Source organism: Variovorax sp. LG9.2, assembly GCF_035018885.1.
Classification (GTDB): Bacteria; Pseudomonadota; Gammaproteobacteria; order Burkholderiales; family Burkholderiaceae_C; genus Variovorax.
The window spans coordinates 95810-111500 of record NZ_JASJXB010000004.1 but is presented as its reverse complement, the minus strand read 5'-3'; the positions used below and the strand labels follow the sequence as shown (position 1 = coordinate 111500).

The following is a 15691-nucleotide window of genomic DNA, read 5'->3' as shown; positions in this document are numbered from 1 at the left end:
ACTTCGCAACACGGGAGTCGACAGGGCTTTTCGCACCATACCGAAAGCCGGTGCCGCGGCCGGAGCATAGAGTCGCAGCGCGACCGAATTCATCCTGAAAGAAGCACACCGATGACCTGGCTCGACACCTCCATCATGCGAACGCGCGGCGTGGCGCAGGGCCGCGCGCCCGACCTTCACCAGCTGACCGAAGCGAAGCAGGGCAAGTACCACTACACCATCGGTCCGTACTCCGACCCGGTGCTGCACGTTCGGCCCGGAGACCGTGTCGTGGTCGAGACGCGCGATGCCTTCGAGGGTGCGATCAAGACCGAGCAGGACCTGCCTTCGCGCGTGCTCACCATGCCCTTCGTGAACCCGCAGAACGGCCCGATCATGGTCGAGGGCGCAGAGAAGGGCGACGTGGTCGCGGTGTACATCGAGTCGATGGCACCGCGTGGTCCCAATCCACGTGGCACCTGCGCAATGATCCCGCACTTCGGTGCGCTCAGCGGCACGGCGTTCACCGCGCTGCTGACCGATCCGCTGCCCGAGATCGTCCGCAAGATCGACCTCGACGAGCAGGGCGTCTACTGGAGCAAGCGCGTCACGCTGCCATACCGGCCGCACATCGGCACGCTGAGTTGCTCGCCCGAAATCGATTCCATCAATACGCTCACGCCCGACCAGCACGGCGGCAACATGGACCTGCCCGACATGGGGCCGGGCAGCATCACTTACCTGCCGGTGCAGAGCCCGGGTGCGCGGCTCTTCATCGGCGACGCGCATGCCTGCCAGGGCGACGGCGAGGTCTGCGGCACTGCCGTCGAGTACCCCAGCACCACCACCATCCAGGTCGATCTCATCAAGGGCTGGCGGCTCGACTGGCCACGGCTCGAGAACGAACGCGTGATCATGGCCATCGGCAGCGCACGTCCGCTCGAAGACGCCACCCGCATCGCGTATCGCGAGCTGGTGCTGTGGATGGAAGCGGAGTACGGATACGACCGCTGGGACGCCTACATGATGCTGAGCCAATGCGGCCAGGTGCGACTCGGCAATTTCGTGGACCCCAAGTACACGGTCGGCGCCGGCATTTCCAAGACCTATCTCGCCCCGGGCTGAAGCCCACAACCAAAGGAATTCACATGGACCTCGGACTCAAGGGACTCAACGCGCTGGTCACCGGTGGCACCAAAGGCATCGGCCGCGCCATTGCGCAGACCTTCGCGGCAGAGGGCACGAACGTGGGCATCTGTGCTCGCAACGCCGACGAGGTGGCGCAGACCGTCGCAGAACTGTCGGCCTACGGCGTCAAGGTGTTCGGCCATGCGGTGGACGTCGGCGACGGGCCCGCGCTCAAGGATTGGGTACTGGCGGCGGGCGACGCGCTGGGCGGCATCGACATCGTGGTCGCGAACGTGAGCGCCCTCGCCATTGCGAACGACGAGGCCGGCTGGCAGCGCGGCTTCGAGGTCGACATGATGGGCACGGTGCGGCTGGTGGACGCCGCAATGCCGCGACTGGAGCGCAGCGCGCACGCGGCCATCGTCACCATATCGAGCGTCTCGGGCCGCGAGATCGACTTCGCCGCCGGACCCTATGGCGCCTTCAAGGCCGCGATCGTGCACTACACGCAGGGCCTGGCGCATCAACTGGCGGCCAAGCGCATCCGCGCTAACTCGGTATCGCCTGGCAACACCTACTTCAAAGGCGGCGTGTGGGACCAGATCGAGCAGGGCAACCCCACGCTCTACGCGCAGGCGCTGGCACTCAACCCGACCGGACGCATGGGCACGCCACAGGAAATGGCCAACGCTGCAGCGTTTCTCGCGAGCCCGGCGGCGAGTTTCATCACCGGTACCAACCTGGTGGTCGACGGCGCGCTCACGCGCGGCGTTCAGCTTTAGGCGCGACGCCCGTCAATCTCGCGTGGCGCGGCGCTGCACGCAGGCGATATACGCATCGCCATCGGGCGGCCGGCCAGCGCGCTGACTCTCCCACATCATCTGACCGAGGCACTCCATCGCCTCGTGGTGCGCGTCGAGCAACGAGTCGCGCCTTGCCGCCAGCAACTCGACCGCCTGCCGGATGCCGCGCGGCTGGTCGATGGAACATTGCTCGCTGATCGACAGGTGCATCGACAGATGCAGGAAAGGGTTTTCGCGTCCGTTCGCGCCGTCGTAGATGCGCGCCACGGCCGCGTCGGCATCGGCGAGGTCGTCAGCATATTCAGGGTGCGCGTCGATCCAGCCGGCGGCGATGGTTTCGAGCGGCTCCATCGGCAAGCCCCGGCGTTGCTTGGCGTAGACGTCGCAGAAGAAGCGGCGAACTTCTTCCTGAGAGGGATTGAACATGACGTCGAGGCTAGCATTGCCTACCATTCCGCGACCCGTTTGCGGTTTTGCAAGGAGACAAGAGCCATGAGACAAACACCATGAGAACCATCAAAGGCCCCGCCATTTTTCTGGCCCAGTTTCTCGGCGATGCCGCGCCGTTCGACACGCTCGAATCGCTCGGCGCCTGGGCTGCCGGGCTGGGTTACAAGGGCGTTCAGATTCCGTGCGATCCACGGCTCATCGACCTCAGGATCGCTGCTGAAAGCAAGACCTATTGCGATGAACTCAAAGGCAAGCTGGCGCGTCACGGCGTCGAGATCACCGAGCTGTCGACGCATCTGCAAGGCCAGTTGGTCGCGGTGCATCCGGCGTACGACGAGCCTTTCGATGCCTTCGCAGCGCCCGAAGTGCGCGGCAATCCGGCGGCGCGCCAGCAGTGGGCGGTGCAGCAACTGATGTACGCGGCGCAGGCCTCGCAGAACCTGGGATTGACCGCGCATGCGACCTTTTCGGGCGCGCTCGCCTGGCCGTACCTGTACTCATGGCCGCCGCGCCCACCGGGACTCATCGAGACCGCGTTCGATGAACTCGCACGGCGCTGGAAGCCCATCCTCGACCGCTTCGACGATGCCGGTGTCGACGTCTGCTACGAGATTCATCCGGGCGAAGACCTGCACGACGGCGTGACCTACGAGATGTTTTTAGAGCGCGTCGGCAACCATCCGCGCGCCTGCTTGCTCTACGACCCGAGCCACTTCGTGCTGCAGCAGCTCGACTACCTGGCCTACATCGACCACTACCACGAGCGCATCAAGATCTTTCATGTGAAAGACGCCGAGTTCAACCCGACCGGCAAGCAGGGCGTGTACGGCGGCTTTCAGAGCTGGATCAACCGGGCAGGGCGCTTCCGTTCGCTGGGTGACGGGCAGGTCGACTTCAAGGCGATCTTCTCGAAGATGGCGCAATACGACTTTCCGGGCTGGGCCGTGCTGGAGTGGGAGTGCTGCATCAAGCACCCTGAAGACGGCGCGCGCGAGGGCGCGACGTTCATCGCCGAGCACATCATTCGGGTGGCGGACCGAGCCTTCGATGACTTCGCGGCTGGCGATGCAAGTGACAAGTCAAGCGGTGGCGGTGGCGATGGCGCAGGTGCCGCGATGAATCGGCGGATGCTCGGCCTCGGCTGATAGAGCGCGGTGCTGCGATAGAAGCTGCTCAGAGCAAACGCGAAATCTGCTGCGCCGAGGCAAGCAGCGCCGGCAGCATCGTGTCCTGCATCACCTTGGCGCTGGTGCGATTGGCCTGCCCGCTGATGTTGAGCGCGGCGACCATGCGGCCAGAGCGATTCACGATGGGCGCGGCGATCGAGATGAGCCCTTCTTCGAGTTCCTGATTGACCAGGCACCAGCGTTGCTTGCGGGCCTGAACCACCTTGGCGAGCAGTGCGTCGACATCGGTCACGGTGTGCTTGGTCAGCGCTTCCGGCGGTGCGGCTTCGAGCCGCGCGAGCACTTTGGCATCGTCCAGGTCGGACAGCAGAAGCCGGCCCATCGACGTGCACCAGGCTGGCAGCCGTGAGCCGACGCCCAGGCTGATGCTCATGATCTTTTGCGTGGCCACGCGCATCACGTAGACGATGTCGGTGGCGTCGAGCACGGCGGCCGAGCACGACTCGTGCACCTGCTGCACCAACGCCTCCATCACCGGCTCGGCGCGGTTCCAGATCGGCATCGACGACAGGTAGGCAAAGCCGAGGTCGAGGATGCGCGGCGTCAGCGCGAAGAGCTTGCCGTCGCTCTCGACATAGCCCAAAGTCTGCAGCGTGAGCAGGATGCGTCGTGCGCCGGCTCGCGTGAGCCCGCTGGCCGCGGCGACCTCGCTGAGTGTTTGCCGCGGTGCGCTGGCGTTGAACGACCGAATGACCTCGAGGCCGCGCGCGAACGACTGCACATAGGTATCGCCAGGGCGGGGCGTGTCGGTTTGTTTCGCGGTGGTTGCCATGGCGCAGTGGATCTCCTAAAATTCATTATAAGAACAATTGTTCTATATGCGAACAAGTTGGCAGTCGAACAATGAGCGAACACGCAGACGGATTTCTCGGTAAGTTCCCTCACTGTTCCCTAACCCACAGGAGACAAATTCCATGATCAACAAGATCGCCCGCTCCATCGCTGAAGCGATGGCCGGCATCCAGGACGGCTCGACCGTTCTCATCGGCGGCTTCGGCACCGCCGGCATTCCCAACGAACTGATCGACGGCCTGATCGCGCAAGGCGCAACGGACCTGACCATCGTCAACAACAACGCCGGCAACGGCGAGGCGGGACTTGCTGCGCTGCTCAAGGCGGGCCGCGTGCGCAAGATCATCTGCAGCTTTCCGCGCCAGGCCGACAGCCAGGTGTTCGATGGCCTGTACCGCACCGGCAAGCTGGAGCTCGAACTGGTACCGCAAGGCAATCTTGCCGAGCGCATTCGCGCAGCAGGTGCTGGCATCGGCGCATTCTTTTGCCCAACCGGCTACGGAACGCAGTTGTCGGGCGACCGCGAAACGCGCGTCATCGATGGCGTTCAGTACGTGCTCGAGTACCCGATTCAAGGCGACGTCGCGCTCATCAAGGCCGAGCGCGGCGACCGCTGGGGCAACCTGGTCTATCGCAAGGCCGCGCGCAACTTCGGCCCGGTGATGGCCATGGCCGCGAAAAAGACAATCGCCACCGTGCACGAGATCGCCGAACTCGGCACGCTCGACCCGGAGACCATCGTCACGCCGGGCATCTTCGTTCACCAGGTCGTCCAGATCGAGCGTGTCGCCACGCAGGCCGGTGGCTTCAAGAAGGCAGCATGATCATGACCACCACAACCGCAACCTACCAACGTCGCACCAAAGACCAGCTCGCTGCCCGCGTTGCACAAGACATCTTCGACGGCGCCGTCGTCAACCTCGGCATCGGCCAGCCGACGCTCGTCGCCAATCATTTGCCTGCGGGCCGCGAAGTCATCCTGCAAAGCGAGAACGGCATCCTCGGCATGGGCCCCGCGCCCGCGGCCGGTGAAGAAGACTACGACCTCATCAACGCCGGCAAGCAGCCCGTCACGCTGCTGCCCGGCGGCTCTTTCTTCCACCACGCCGACAGCTTCGCGATGATGCGCGGCGGCCATCTCGACATCTGCGTGCTCGGGGCTTTCCAGGTGTCGGCCACCGGCGACCTGGCCAATTGGCACACCGGCGAAAAAGACGCGATCCCGGCCGTCGGCGGTGCGATGGACCTCGCCATCGGCGCCAAGCAGACCTGGGTGATGATGGATCTCCTGACCAAGCAAGGCGCGAGCAAGCTGGTGAAGGAATGCACCTACCCGCTGACCGGCATCGGTTGCGTGAAGCGCGTGTATTCCGACCTGGCTACGCTGGAATGCACGCCCGATGGGCTGAGGCTGATCGACAAGGTCGAAGGCCTCTCCCACGACGAATTAGAGAAGCTGGTCGGCCTTCCGATCGCCGCCTGACAACTACCTGAAAGAGACAAGACCATGAGCAAGAACGAAGCCTTTATTTGCGACGCCATCCGCACGCCCTTCGGCCGCTACGGCGGTGCTCTCAGCAGCGTTCGCACCGACGACCTTGGCGCCGTGCCGCTGCGCGCCTTGATGGAGCGCAACAAGCAAGTCGACTGGCAAGCCGTCGGCGACGTGCTCTACGGCTGCGCCAACCAGGCCGGCGAAGACAACCGCAACGTGGCGCGCATGTCGTCGTTGCTGGCCGGACTGCCGCTCGAACTCGGCGGCGCCACGATCAACCGGCTCTGCGGTTCGGGGCTCGACGCAGTCGGCTCCGCAGCGCGTGCCATCAAGGCCGGCGAGGCGGGGTTGATGATCGCCGGTGGCGTCGAGAGCATGAGCCGCGCACCGTTCGTGATGCCCAAGGCCGAGAGCGCTTTCGGTCGCGCCAACGCGGTGTACGACACGACAATCGGCTGGCGCTTTATCAACAAGAAAATGAAAGAGCTCTATGGCGTGGACTCCATGCCCGAGACCGCCGAGAACGTTGCGACCGACTACAAGATCGAGCGTGAAGCGCAAGACCGCATGGCGCTCGCATCGCAGCAGCGGGCTGTCGCTTCGCAGAAGTCGGGCTTCTTCGACAGCGAGATCGTGTCTGTCACCGTGCCGCAGAAAAAGGGAGAGGCCATCGTTGTGAGCAAGGACGAACATCCGCGCGACACGACGATGGAAGCACTTGCCAAGCTCAAGGGCGTGGTGCGTCCCGATGGCACCGTCACGGCAGGTAACGCCAGCGGTGTGAACGACGGCGCATGCGCTCTGCTGCTGGCGAGCGAGTCGATGGCGGCCAAGAACGGTCTGATACCCCGTGCGCGTGTCGTCGGCATGGCGACGGCCGGTGTGCCACCCCGCGTGATGGGCATCGGCCCGGCACCTGCCACGCAAAAAGTGTTGGCGCTCACTGGCTTGACGATCGACCAGATGGACGTGATCGAGCTCAACGAAGCCTTTGCGGCGCAGGGCCTCGCGGTGCTGCGGCTGCTCGGCTTGAAGGACGACGACGCACGCGTCAACATCAACGGGGGTGCCATTGCTTTGGGCCATCCGTTGGGCGCCAGCGGCGCGCGGCTTGCAACGACTGCGGTGAACCAGTTGCACAAGGGTGGCGGCCGCTATGCGCTGTGCACGATGTGCATCGGCGTCGGTCAGGGCATCGCGGTCATCCTCGAGCGCGTCTGACCTTTTCGTGTTGTTTTTGTTTCTCGGTGTTATCCCTCGCGCTTTGTGCGGCGTGAAAGGACCATATCGTGTTCTTCACGCCGAGGTTTGAGGCCTTTAGTTTTAATGCGGACGGGCTGCGCCGAAAAGCATACGGGCGAGTTAGCCAAAAGGCGAATAGGAACTCCGCGCGTCACATGTGAGACTCGTTGTTCGACAAATTGCTCATCGGCGTCAGCAACGGAGAAATGACCATGGAACTGTTTACACAAGCGGAGTTTTTCGCAGGGCTTTTCTCTGTCGTCGGCGCCGGAATTTTGATCGTCATAGTGGTCAGCCGGTCGCCCAAGCAATTGGGTGACGAGATGGCGAACCGGGTTCAGGAAACGGTGACGCTGCTGGGCAGGCTCGATGACTCGATAGACACTAACGCGCGCCAGTTCGAAGCGGCCGGCAGCCCGGGGCGCCGAAGCGGATGGACCGGACCGGCCTCGCGCTGAAAAAAGCCACTAACGAAGTCCGCAGCCGCACGATCGCCGAGAGCTGTGGACCGGTGCCGTCCGTGGCACTGTCGGACCCTGAAGCCGCACCCAATGCACCCAGCCTGAGCGACGCATAGCCGAGCGGCGGATTGCCGATCAGCTCGCCGCTGTAACGCGCGCCGGTGGCTTGTGCATGATGGCGGCTTTCCTTTTTCATGCACCGCCGACCCGGAGCTCACCCCATGACCACATCACGTCTCATCATTCTTACCGGTGCCTCGCGCGGCATGGGTCGCGCCATGGCCGGCCGCCTGCTGCAGCCGGGCAACAAGCTGCTGTGCATTTCGCGCCGCAGCGATCCCTCACTCGCGGAGCAGGCGAGCTCACGCGGCACCGGTCTCGAGCAATGGGAGCAAGACCTGGCCGACCCGGTGGCTGCGGCCGAACGCGTGGCGGCGTGGCTCGCGCTGCAAGACGGGCAGGCGTTCGACGAGGTGACGCTCATCAACAACGCAGGCACCATCGGCGATCCGCGTCCGCTGGCCACGGCCGACGTGGCGGTGCTTGCGCAAGCCATGCGCGTCGGCCTCGAGGCACCGTTGCTGCTGACCTCTGTTTTCTTGCATGCGACCAAAGACTGGCGCAGCGTGCGCAAGGTGCTGAACATATCGTCGGGCCTCGGGCGCAACGCGATGGCGAGCCAGGCCTCGTACTGCGCCGCCAAGGCCGGCATGGACCACTTCACGCGCGCCGTGGCGCTCGAAGAAGCCGCAGCGCCGAACGGCGCACGCATCGTGTCGCTGGCACCGGGCGTGATCGACACCGACATGCAGGTGCAGATGCGCGCCACCGATCCTGCCCTCTTCGCAGACCGTGGTCGCTTCGTCGATCTGCAGGAGAAAGGGCTGCTCGACTCGCCCGATGCGGCCGCCACGAAGGTGCTGGCTTACCTCGAACGGCCGGATTTCGGCAGCAAGCCGGTGGCCGACGTGCGCGACCCGGCCTGAGACGCGGCCGAGATCGGCGCCGGCGCCCGCTTCAGCCTACAGATAGATTTTCTGCAGCAGCTTGATGAGCGTGTCCCGCTCACGCGGGGTGAGCCGGGCGCTGGCCTCCAGTTCGAGCTGCACCACGGCCTGCTCGGCTTCGTGCACCAGCTTCTCGCCAGCGGGAGTCAGGTAGAGGCCGACCGCACGGCCATCGCGCGGATGCGGGCGCCGCTCGATCAGCCCGCGGCTGTCCATCGTCGCCACCAGGCTCACCAGGTTCGGCGGCAGGATGTCGAGCGTGCTGCAGAGCTGGCGTGAAGTCGCGCCGGGGTTGTGCCCCAGCAGCGACAGCACTGAAAAATCGACTTGCTTCAGTCCGTACGGCGCCATGCGCTCGGAGAACACCGCGCTGATCATCGACCAGGCGCGCCGCGTGTTGTAGCCGACCAGTTCTTCGAGCACCCGGCTGTCGAGGCGATCGGTGCGGTCGTGGCGCGACGCGGCGGCGGCGGGATGCTCGGCTTGCGACATAGCGACCGCTGCTGATTTTTTTCGGGCGGTGGTCATGTGCCGAGCGTAGCGCCGCGATCTGCCTGCGTCACGCGGTCGTCGGAGCGGTCGTCCGCTCGGCCTGCGCCGCGATCACCACGTCGCACGCGCGCTTGACGATGCCGAGCCGCATGTCGAATTCGGGCAGTACCCAGCGCCGGAATGCCGCTGCAGGTCGCGACCAGCGGCTCGACTCGACATTGGCCACCGCCGCCGCCACGTCGATGCGCGCCCAGGCCCATGCAAGCATCACGATCATGACGACCCGTAGGTAGTCGTCGGCCACCTCGTAAGGCAGGACCGGATCGATGTGGGCGGCCATTGCCAGCGTGGTGGTGAGATAGCGCAACTGGGCGAGACGCCGCTGCACGTTGGCATCGGTTTCGCGCGAGGCCTCGAGCTGGTCACGCATCTCGATCAGCACGCCCGACATGCCGGTGCCGCCGTCGACCAGCACTTTGCGCACCAGCAGATCGATCGCCTGGATCTCGTTGGTGCCTTCGTAGATCATGGTCACGCGCGCATCGCGCACCACCTGTTCGATGCCCCACTCGCGCACGTAGCCATGGCCGCCAAAGACCTGCAGGCATTCGCTCGCGCCGCTGAAGGCTTGCTGTGTACAGGCGGCTTTCATCACCGGCGTGACGAGGGCGCACCAGCGCTGCGCGCGGTCGCGCGTCTTGACGTCCGACGCGTGCTTTGCAACGTCGAGTTGAATGGCGGTGCGGTAGGCGATGGCGCGGGCGCCGTCGATCCAGGCGCGTTGCGTATTGAGGATGCGGCGCATCGCTGGGTGCTCGGCGATAAGGTCAGCCGATTCAGCGCCGCGCGATGCTGGCGCTGCGACGTTCGCTTGCACCGGCGCGCGCATCTGTCGCCGCTCGCTGGCATACGCATCGGCCTTTTGCCAGGCGGCGTCGAGCAGGCCGATGCCCTGCATCGCGCAGTGCAGCCGGGCCGAATTCATCATGACGAACATGGCGGCCAAACCGCGGTTCTGCTCGCCGATCAGCCAGCCTTCCGCGCCGTCGAAACGCATGCTGCACGTCGAGCTGCCATGCAGGCCCATCTTCTCTTCGATGCGGTCGCACTGCACCGCGTTGCGTCGGCCGTCGGGCAACACCTTCGGGATCAGGACCAGAGACAACCCTTTGGGCCCTGCGGGTGCATCCGGCAGCCGGCACAACACCAGGTGAACGATGTTGGTCGTCAGGTCGTGCTCGCCGCCGGAGATGAAAATCTTGGCGCCGCTGACGCGATAGCTGCCGTCGAGTTGCGGCTCGGCGCGCGTGCGCACCTGGCCCAGGTCGCTGCCGGCATGCGCTTCGGTCAGGCACATCGTGGCGAGCCACTCGCCGGTCGCGATCTTCGTCAGATAGCGTTGCTTCAGTTCAGCGCTGGCATGGTGCTTCAGGCATTCATAGGCACCGTGCAGCAAGCCCGGCGCCATCGTCAGGCCGTGGTTGGCACCGCTCAACCACTCGAACACGATCGCTTCCAGCACGCCCGGCAAGCCTTGTCCGCCGTCTTCGGTTTCAGCCGACAGGGCAGGCCATCCGCCTTGCTGAAAGCCTGCGTAGGCCTCACGAAAACCAGGCGGCGTGATGACTTCGCCATCGACCAGGCGGCAGCCGATTTCATCGCCCGCACGGTTCACCGGCGCAACGACTTCGGCGACGAACTTCGCGGCTTCGTCGAGTACCTGAATCTGCAGGTCTTCGTCGATCTCGGCGAATGGTGCAAGGGCACGGAGTTGCGGCGTCGCGTCGAGCACGGCGTGCAGGACGAAGCGGACGTCTTCGGGGTTGGGTTGGTAGTTCATGTGATCGCGCTTGCGCTCAGGCCCGCGCAGCGCCCAGATAGGTATCGATGACCCGCGAATCCCCTGCCAAATCGCGCGCCGCGCCTTCGAGGCTCACGCTGCCCATCTCCAGCACATACCCGTGGTCGGCCACTTCGAGCGCAGCGCGTGCGTTCTGCTCGACCAGCAAGATGGTCACGCCGGTGGCACGCAGCGCACTCACTGTGCGGAAGATCTCCTGCACCACCAGCGGCGCCAGCCCCAGGCTCGGCTCGTCGAGCATCAGGAGCGATGGCCGCGACATCAGCGCGCGGCCCAACGCCAGCATCTGCCGCTCGCCACCCGACAGCGTGCCCGCCAATTGCGTGCGTCGCTCCTTGAGGCGGGGAAACAGCGTGTAGACCTGGTCGATCTGGTCGCGCCATTGCCGGTTGCCGATGCGCACCTGCCGGAACGCGCCGAGCACGAGGTTGTCTTCGACCGGCATGGTGCCGAAGAGCTCTCGCTTTTCGGGCACCAGCGCGATGCCGAGCATCACGCGTTCTTCGAGCGACAGCGCGGCGATCGACTGCCCGCGATACTCGATGACCCCCTTGGCCGGCAGCACCCCCATGAGCGCGTTGAGCAAGGTCGACTTGCCCGCGCCATTGGGGCCGATCACCGTCACGACGCTGCCCTCGCCGGCTTGCAGGTCGATGCCATGCAGCACCTCGGCGCGGCCATAGCCGGCATGCAGGTCTCGGATCTGGAGAAGAGGTGTGGTCATCAGTGTTCCGTGCCCAGGTAAGCCGCGCGCACCTTGTCGCTGCGCTGCACTTCGCCGGGCGTGCCTTCCATCAAATGCGTGCCGAACTCCATCACCACGATGTGGTCGCAGATGTCCATCACCAGGCCCATGTCGTGTTCGACCAGCAGGATGCTCATGCCGCCCGCCCGCAGGCCGCGCAGCACATCGGCCAGCGCCTGCTTCTCCTTGTGGCGCAGGCCGGCGGCGGGTTCGTCGAGCAGCAGCAAGGCCGGGTCGGCGCAGAGGGCGCGGGCGATCTCCAGCAGCCGCTGCTGGCCCATCGCGAGGTTACCGGCCAGCTCGTTCGTGATGTCGCCCATGCCGACGCGCTGCAGTTGCCGCTCGGCTTCGCGGAACAGTGCGCGCTCTTCACCGCGGTCGGTGCGCAGCATCGCGGCGATGGCGCCCTTGCGGCCGCGCAGATGCGCGCCGAGTGCGACGTTCTCCAGCACCGTCATGTCGGGCACCATCTTCACGTGCTGAAAGGTGCGCGCGACGCCACGTTCGGCGATCTTGCGGGAGGGCAGGCCGCTGATGCGCTCACCGCGGAACTTGACCGTGCCGCCGGACAACCCGAGCACGCCGGTAACCAGGTTGAACGTGGTCGACTTGCCCGCACCGTTCGGCCCGATCAGCCCGACGACTTGCCCGGCGCGCGTCTGAAAACTGATGTCGTTGACGGCCACCAGTCCGCCGAAGGTCTTGCGGATGGCCTGCACGTCGAGCACCACTTCGCCGGCGGCCGGCCGGGTGCGTGTGGGCAACTCGGTAACGTTAGCGCCGTCACCCCAGTCTCGCGCCCGGTGCGGTCGCGGCAGGCGCCGGTCGACGAAGGCCCAAACGCCGTCCGGCAGGTACTTGAGCACCAGCACGATCATGATGCCGAAGACGATGAGTTCGTAGTTGCCGCTGGTGCCGATCAGCCGCGGCAGCAGCACCTGCAACTGGTCTTCCAGCAGCTTGACGATGCCGGCGCCGGCGATTGCGCCCCACACGTGCGCCGCGCCGCCCAGCACGGCCATGAAGAGGTACTCGATGCCCATCTTCAGACCGAACGGCGAAGGGTTCACCGTCCGCTGGAAGTGCGCATAGAGCCAGCCCGACACCGACGCGAACAGCGCCGCCAGCACGAAGATGCCGATCTTGAAGCGCAGCGTGTTGACGCCCATCGCCTCGGCCATCTGCGAGCCACCGGCCAGCGCGCGGATGGCGCGGCCGCTGCGTGAATCGAGCAGCCGTATGACGGCGAAGGAAGCGATCAGCACCAGCGCCCATACCAGCGCGTAGAAGATCCGCTGCTTGCCGAACTCGAAGCCGAACAGCGACAGGCCCTTGACGCCCAGGATGCCGTCGTATTTGCCGAGCGCATCGAGGTTGCCCATGAGGTAGTAGAGCGCCAGCGCCCAGGCGATGGTCGCCAGCGGCAGGTAGTGGCCCGACATGCGCAGTGTGATGACGCCGATGAAGGCCGCACTGAGAGCGGTCAGGCCCAGGCCGATGAAGAGCGTCAACCATGGCGACATGTCCAGGTTCACCGTCAAATAGGCGGTGGTGTACGCGCCGATGCCGACGAAGGCGGCTTGCCCGAAGGAGGTCAGGCCGCCGACGCCGGTGAGCAGCACCAGGCCGAGTACGGGCAACGCGTAGATGCCGATGTAGTTGAGCTGGAGGATCCAGAAGTCGGGCAGCGGCAGCAGGGGCAGCGCGACCAGGACGAGGATGGCGAGCAGCGGCCCCCAGGCCCGCACAACGTTCCTGCGTGCCGGCCCGGTGGGCAGTGAATCGAGAGTGGAAGCAAGTGCCATGTCAGTGCTCCTCGTCCGATCCACCGCTGGCCAGCGAGCGCCACAACAGCACCGGCAGGATGATGGTGAACACGATTACTTCCTTGAAAGCACTGGCCCAGAACGAGCCGAACGATTCGATGATGCCGACCGCCAGCGCACCAAGGAGCGCGCCGGGATAGCTCGACAGGCCGGCGATCACGCCCGCCACGAAACCCTTGAGGCCGATCAGAAAACCGGAGTCGTAGAAGATCGTCGTGGTCGGCCCGATGAGCAGGCCCGACAGTGCGCCGATGAGGCCGGCCATCGCGAAGGTGAGCTGCCCCGCGTTCTGCGTCGAGATGCCCATGAGCCGCGCGCCGAGGCGGTTGACCGCGGTCGCGCGCAGCGCCTTGCCATACAGACTGCGCTCGAAGAAGAGCCACAGCAGCACGATCAACGCCGCCGACGCGCCGAAGATGATGATCGTCTGCCCACTCAGGTTGAGCGGGCCCAGTGCAAAGCGCACATCCCAGAACGACGGATTGCGAAAGCCTTCGGCGCCGAAGAACAAGAGTCCAAGTCCGGTCATCGCGAAGTGCACGCCGACCGAGACGATCAGCAGAACCAGCGAGCTCGATCCGGCCAGCGATTGATATGCCACGCGGTACACCAGCGGACCGAAGGCGGTCACGATGCAGATGGTGAGCAGCGCCTGCACCGCCAGCGGCAAATTGCGCGGCCCGGCCCAGGCCGACACCGCGCAGATCACCGCCGGAATGACGAAGGTCTTGAGTGCCGCCTTGAGGGCGGGCGCTGCGGCTGCAGCGTTGCCGCCACGGTGCCGCCACGTCGTGACCAGCTCCATCAGCGCCGCGACCGCCGCCAGGATGATCAGCAGCCACACCGTGCCCGGCACCTTTCCGGTTTGAAAGATCGCCAGGGTCAGTGCACCGTACGCAACGAACTCGCCCTGGGGAATGAAGATGACGCGTGTGACGGTGAACACGAGCACGATGCCCATGCCCAACAGCGCGTAGATCGCGCCGTTGGTGAGCCCGTCCAGCGTCAGGATGCTGGCGATCGAAAAATCCATAACGTGACGGGCCGGCTTTCTGCGTGTGTGTGTTTACTGCTCGACCTTGAACTTGCCGTCGACGACTTTCAGCATCACGCCGGTTTCGTTGGTGTAGCCCCAATGGTCTGTCGGCGACCAGTTGATGACGCCGTGCGCCAGCACCGTACGGCCCATGGTTTCGAGCGCATCGCGCAGTGCAGCGCGAAACTCCGGCGTGCCGGGCTTGCCCTTCTTGAGCGCGATCGGTACCGCTTTTTCGAGCACGACGAGCGCGTCCGATCCGTGGCCGGCGAACTGGTTGCGCGAGCCCGGCCCGTAAGCCTTCTCGTAGGTTTCGACGAAGGTGATCGCCATCTTCTTCGAAGGATGGCTGTCGGGCAGTTGCTCGGCGATGACGGCCGGGCCGGACACCACGTAGGCGCCATCGGCATCCTTGCCTGCGGTGCGCATCAGGTCTTGCGTGGCGGCGGCGTGCGTCTGGTAGACCTTGCCCTTGAAGCCGCGCTCCATGATGGCCTTTTGCGGCATGCCCGCACCGCTGCCCGAGGCGACGATCAGGATGGCGTCGGGGTTGGCCGAGGTGAGCTTGAGCGCTTGCGCGGTCACGCTGGTGTCGGCGCGGGCGAAGCGTTCGGTGCCGACGATCTTGATGCCGTTCTTCTCGGCTTCTGCCGTGAAGTCTTTCAGCCAGCCTTCGCCGTAAGCGTCGGTGTAGCCGAGGAAGCCGACCGTCTTCACGCCCATCTTCTTCATGTGGCCGACGACCGCGACCGCCATCACCGCGTTCGATTGCGGCAGGCGGAACATCCACTTGTCCTTGCCGGGCGGCAGCGATGCCGGTGCGGTCGAGATCTGCGGCGTGCCCGATTCGGCCGCCACTTCGGCCATTGGAATCGCTACCGGCGTGGCGGTCGAGCCGACCAGCACGTCGACCTTGTCTTCGGTGATGAGCCGCTGCGTCGCCTTGACGCCGGCCGTCGGGTCGCTCGCGTCGTCGAGCACGATGACCTTGAGGGTTTCACCGGCGATGGTCTTGGGCCAGAGGGCAACCGCGTTCTTGACGGGAATACCGAGGCCCGAGGCCGGGCCGGTCAGGGGTTGCACCACGCCGATGGTGAGGTCGGCGTGCGCGGCCATGGTCATCAGTGCGAACGCGGTAGCGAGGATGGTTTTGGTGAACTTCATCTGACTGTCTCTAAGGGAGCGAA

Annotated in this window: 16 protein-coding genes; 8 read left to right on the top strand and 8 right to left on the bottom strand. The window is 65.2% G+C overall.

Annotation, left to right across the window (positions count from 1 at the left end; all coding sequences use genetic code 11):
- Positions 1 to 111: 111 nt before the first annotated feature.
- Both QN413_RS05720 and QN413_RS05715 read left to right on the top strand, forming a co-directional pair.
- Complete coding sequence (locus QN413_RS05720) at positions 112 to 1104, top strand: acetamidase/formamidase family protein (RefSeq protein ID WP_323495665.1); 993 nt, start codon at positions 112 to 114, stop codon at positions 1102 to 1104.
- Positions 1105 to 1127: 23 nt separating this feature from the next.
- Complete coding sequence (locus tag QN413_RS05715) at positions 1128 to 1889, top strand: SDR family NAD(P)-dependent oxidoreductase (RefSeq protein ID WP_323495664.1); 762 nt, start codon at positions 1128 to 1130, stop codon at positions 1887 to 1889.
- Positions 1890 to 1901: 12 nt separating this feature from the next.
- Here QN413_RS05715 and QN413_RS05710 read toward each other — a convergent pair whose 3' ends face one another.
- Positions 1902 to 2336, bottom strand: a complete 435-nt coding sequence (locus QN413_RS05710; protein WP_323495663.1) for a DUF1841 family protein — start codon at positions 2334 to 2336, stop codon at positions 1902 to 1904.
- 80 nt (positions 2337 to 2416) lie between these two features.
- Here QN413_RS05710 and QN413_RS05705 point away from each other — a divergent pair, with 80 nt between their 5' ends.
- Complete coding sequence (locus tag QN413_RS05705; RefSeq protein ID WP_323495662.1) at positions 2417 to 3505, top strand: sugar phosphate isomerase/epimerase; 1089 nt, start codon at positions 2417 to 2419, stop codon at positions 3503 to 3505.
- Between the two features lie 28 nt (positions 3506 to 3533).
- On the opposite strand, the gene QN413_RS05700 is transcribed toward QN413_RS05705, so the two are convergent.
- A complete protein-coding gene (locus tag QN413_RS05700) occupies positions 3534 to 4319 on the bottom strand; it encodes an IclR family transcriptional regulator domain-containing protein (RefSeq protein ID WP_323495661.1) in 786 nt (261 codons plus the stop codon).
- A gap of 142 nt (positions 4320 to 4461) precedes the next feature.
- On the opposite strand from QN413_RS05700, the gene QN413_RS05695 reads away from it, so the two are divergent.
- The 5 genes from QN413_RS05695 (at position 4462) to QN413_RS05675 (ending at position 8523) form a co-directional block, all read left to right on the top strand.
- A complete protein-coding gene (locus tag QN413_RS05695; protein WP_323495660.1) occupies positions 4462 to 5163 on the top strand; it encodes a 3-oxoacid CoA-transferase subunit A in 702 nt (233 codons plus the stop codon).
- A gap of 2 nt (positions 5164 to 5165) precedes the next feature.
- On the top strand, positions 5166 to 5822 hold the full coding sequence (locus tag QN413_RS05690) for a 3-oxoacid CoA-transferase subunit B (protein WP_323495659.1): 657 nt from the start codon (positions 5166 to 5168) through the stop codon (positions 5820 to 5822).
- Positions 5823 to 5846: 24 nt separating this feature from the next.
- A complete protein-coding gene (pcaF, locus tag QN413_RS05685) occupies positions 5847 to 7055 on the top strand; it encodes a 3-oxoadipyl-CoA thiolase (protein ID WP_323495658.1) in 1209 nt (402 codons plus the stop codon).
- Positions 7056 to 7243: 188 nt separating this feature from the next.
- Complete coding sequence (locus tag QN413_RS05680) at positions 7244 to 7534, top strand: hypothetical protein (RefSeq protein WP_323495657.1); 291 nt, start codon at positions 7244 to 7246, stop codon at positions 7532 to 7534.
- Between the two features lie 224 nt (positions 7535 to 7758).
- Positions 7759 to 8523 carry an SDR family NAD(P)-dependent oxidoreductase gene (locus QN413_RS05675; protein WP_323495656.1) on the top strand — a complete coding sequence of 255 codons (765 nt, stop codon included), beginning with the start codon at positions 7759 to 7761 and terminating at the stop codon, positions 8521 to 8523.
- 36 nt (positions 8524 to 8559) lie between these two features.
- On the opposite strand, the gene QN413_RS05670 is transcribed toward QN413_RS05675, so the two are convergent.
- The 6 genes from QN413_RS05670 to QN413_RS05645 form a co-directional block, all read right to left on the bottom strand.
- Entirely contained in the window at positions 8560 to 9036 is a 477-nt protein-coding gene (locus QN413_RS05670; protein WP_323495816.1) for a MarR family winged helix-turn-helix transcriptional regulator, read from the bottom strand.
- A gap of 67 nt (positions 9037 to 9103) precedes the next feature.
- Positions 9104 to 10876: an acyl-CoA dehydrogenase family protein gene (locus QN413_RS05665; RefSeq protein WP_323495655.1), complete on the bottom strand. Its 1773-nt coding sequence runs from the start codon at positions 10874 to 10876 to the stop codon at positions 9104 to 9106.
- A 16-nt stretch (positions 10877 to 10892) separates the two neighbouring features.
- The gene (locus QN413_RS05660) at positions 10893 to 11621 is read right to left on the bottom strand and encodes an ABC transporter ATP-binding protein (protein ID WP_323495654.1); all 729 of its coding nucleotides are present in this window, start codon (positions 11619 to 11621) and stop codon (positions 10893 to 10895) included.
- Positions 11621 to 13447 carry a branched-chain amino acid ABC transporter ATP-binding protein/permease gene (locus tag QN413_RS05655; protein ID WP_323495653.1) on the bottom strand — a complete coding sequence of 609 codons (1827 nt, stop codon included), beginning with the start codon at positions 13445 to 13447 and terminating at the stop codon, positions 11621 to 11623. The genes QN413_RS05660 and QN413_RS05655 overlap by 1 nt, the downstream gene beginning before the upstream one ends.
- A 1-nt stretch (position 13448) precedes the next feature.
- A complete protein-coding gene (locus QN413_RS05650) occupies positions 13449 to 14501 on the bottom strand; it encodes a branched-chain amino acid ABC transporter permease (RefSeq protein WP_323495652.1) in 1053 nt (350 codons plus the stop codon).
- 33 nt (positions 14502 to 14534) lie between these two features.
- Positions 14535 to 15668: an ABC transporter substrate-binding protein gene (locus QN413_RS05645; RefSeq protein WP_323495651.1), complete on the bottom strand. Its 1134-nt coding sequence runs from the start codon at positions 15666 to 15668 to the stop codon at positions 14535 to 14537.
- Between the last annotated feature and the right edge of the window lie 23 nt (positions 15669 to 15691).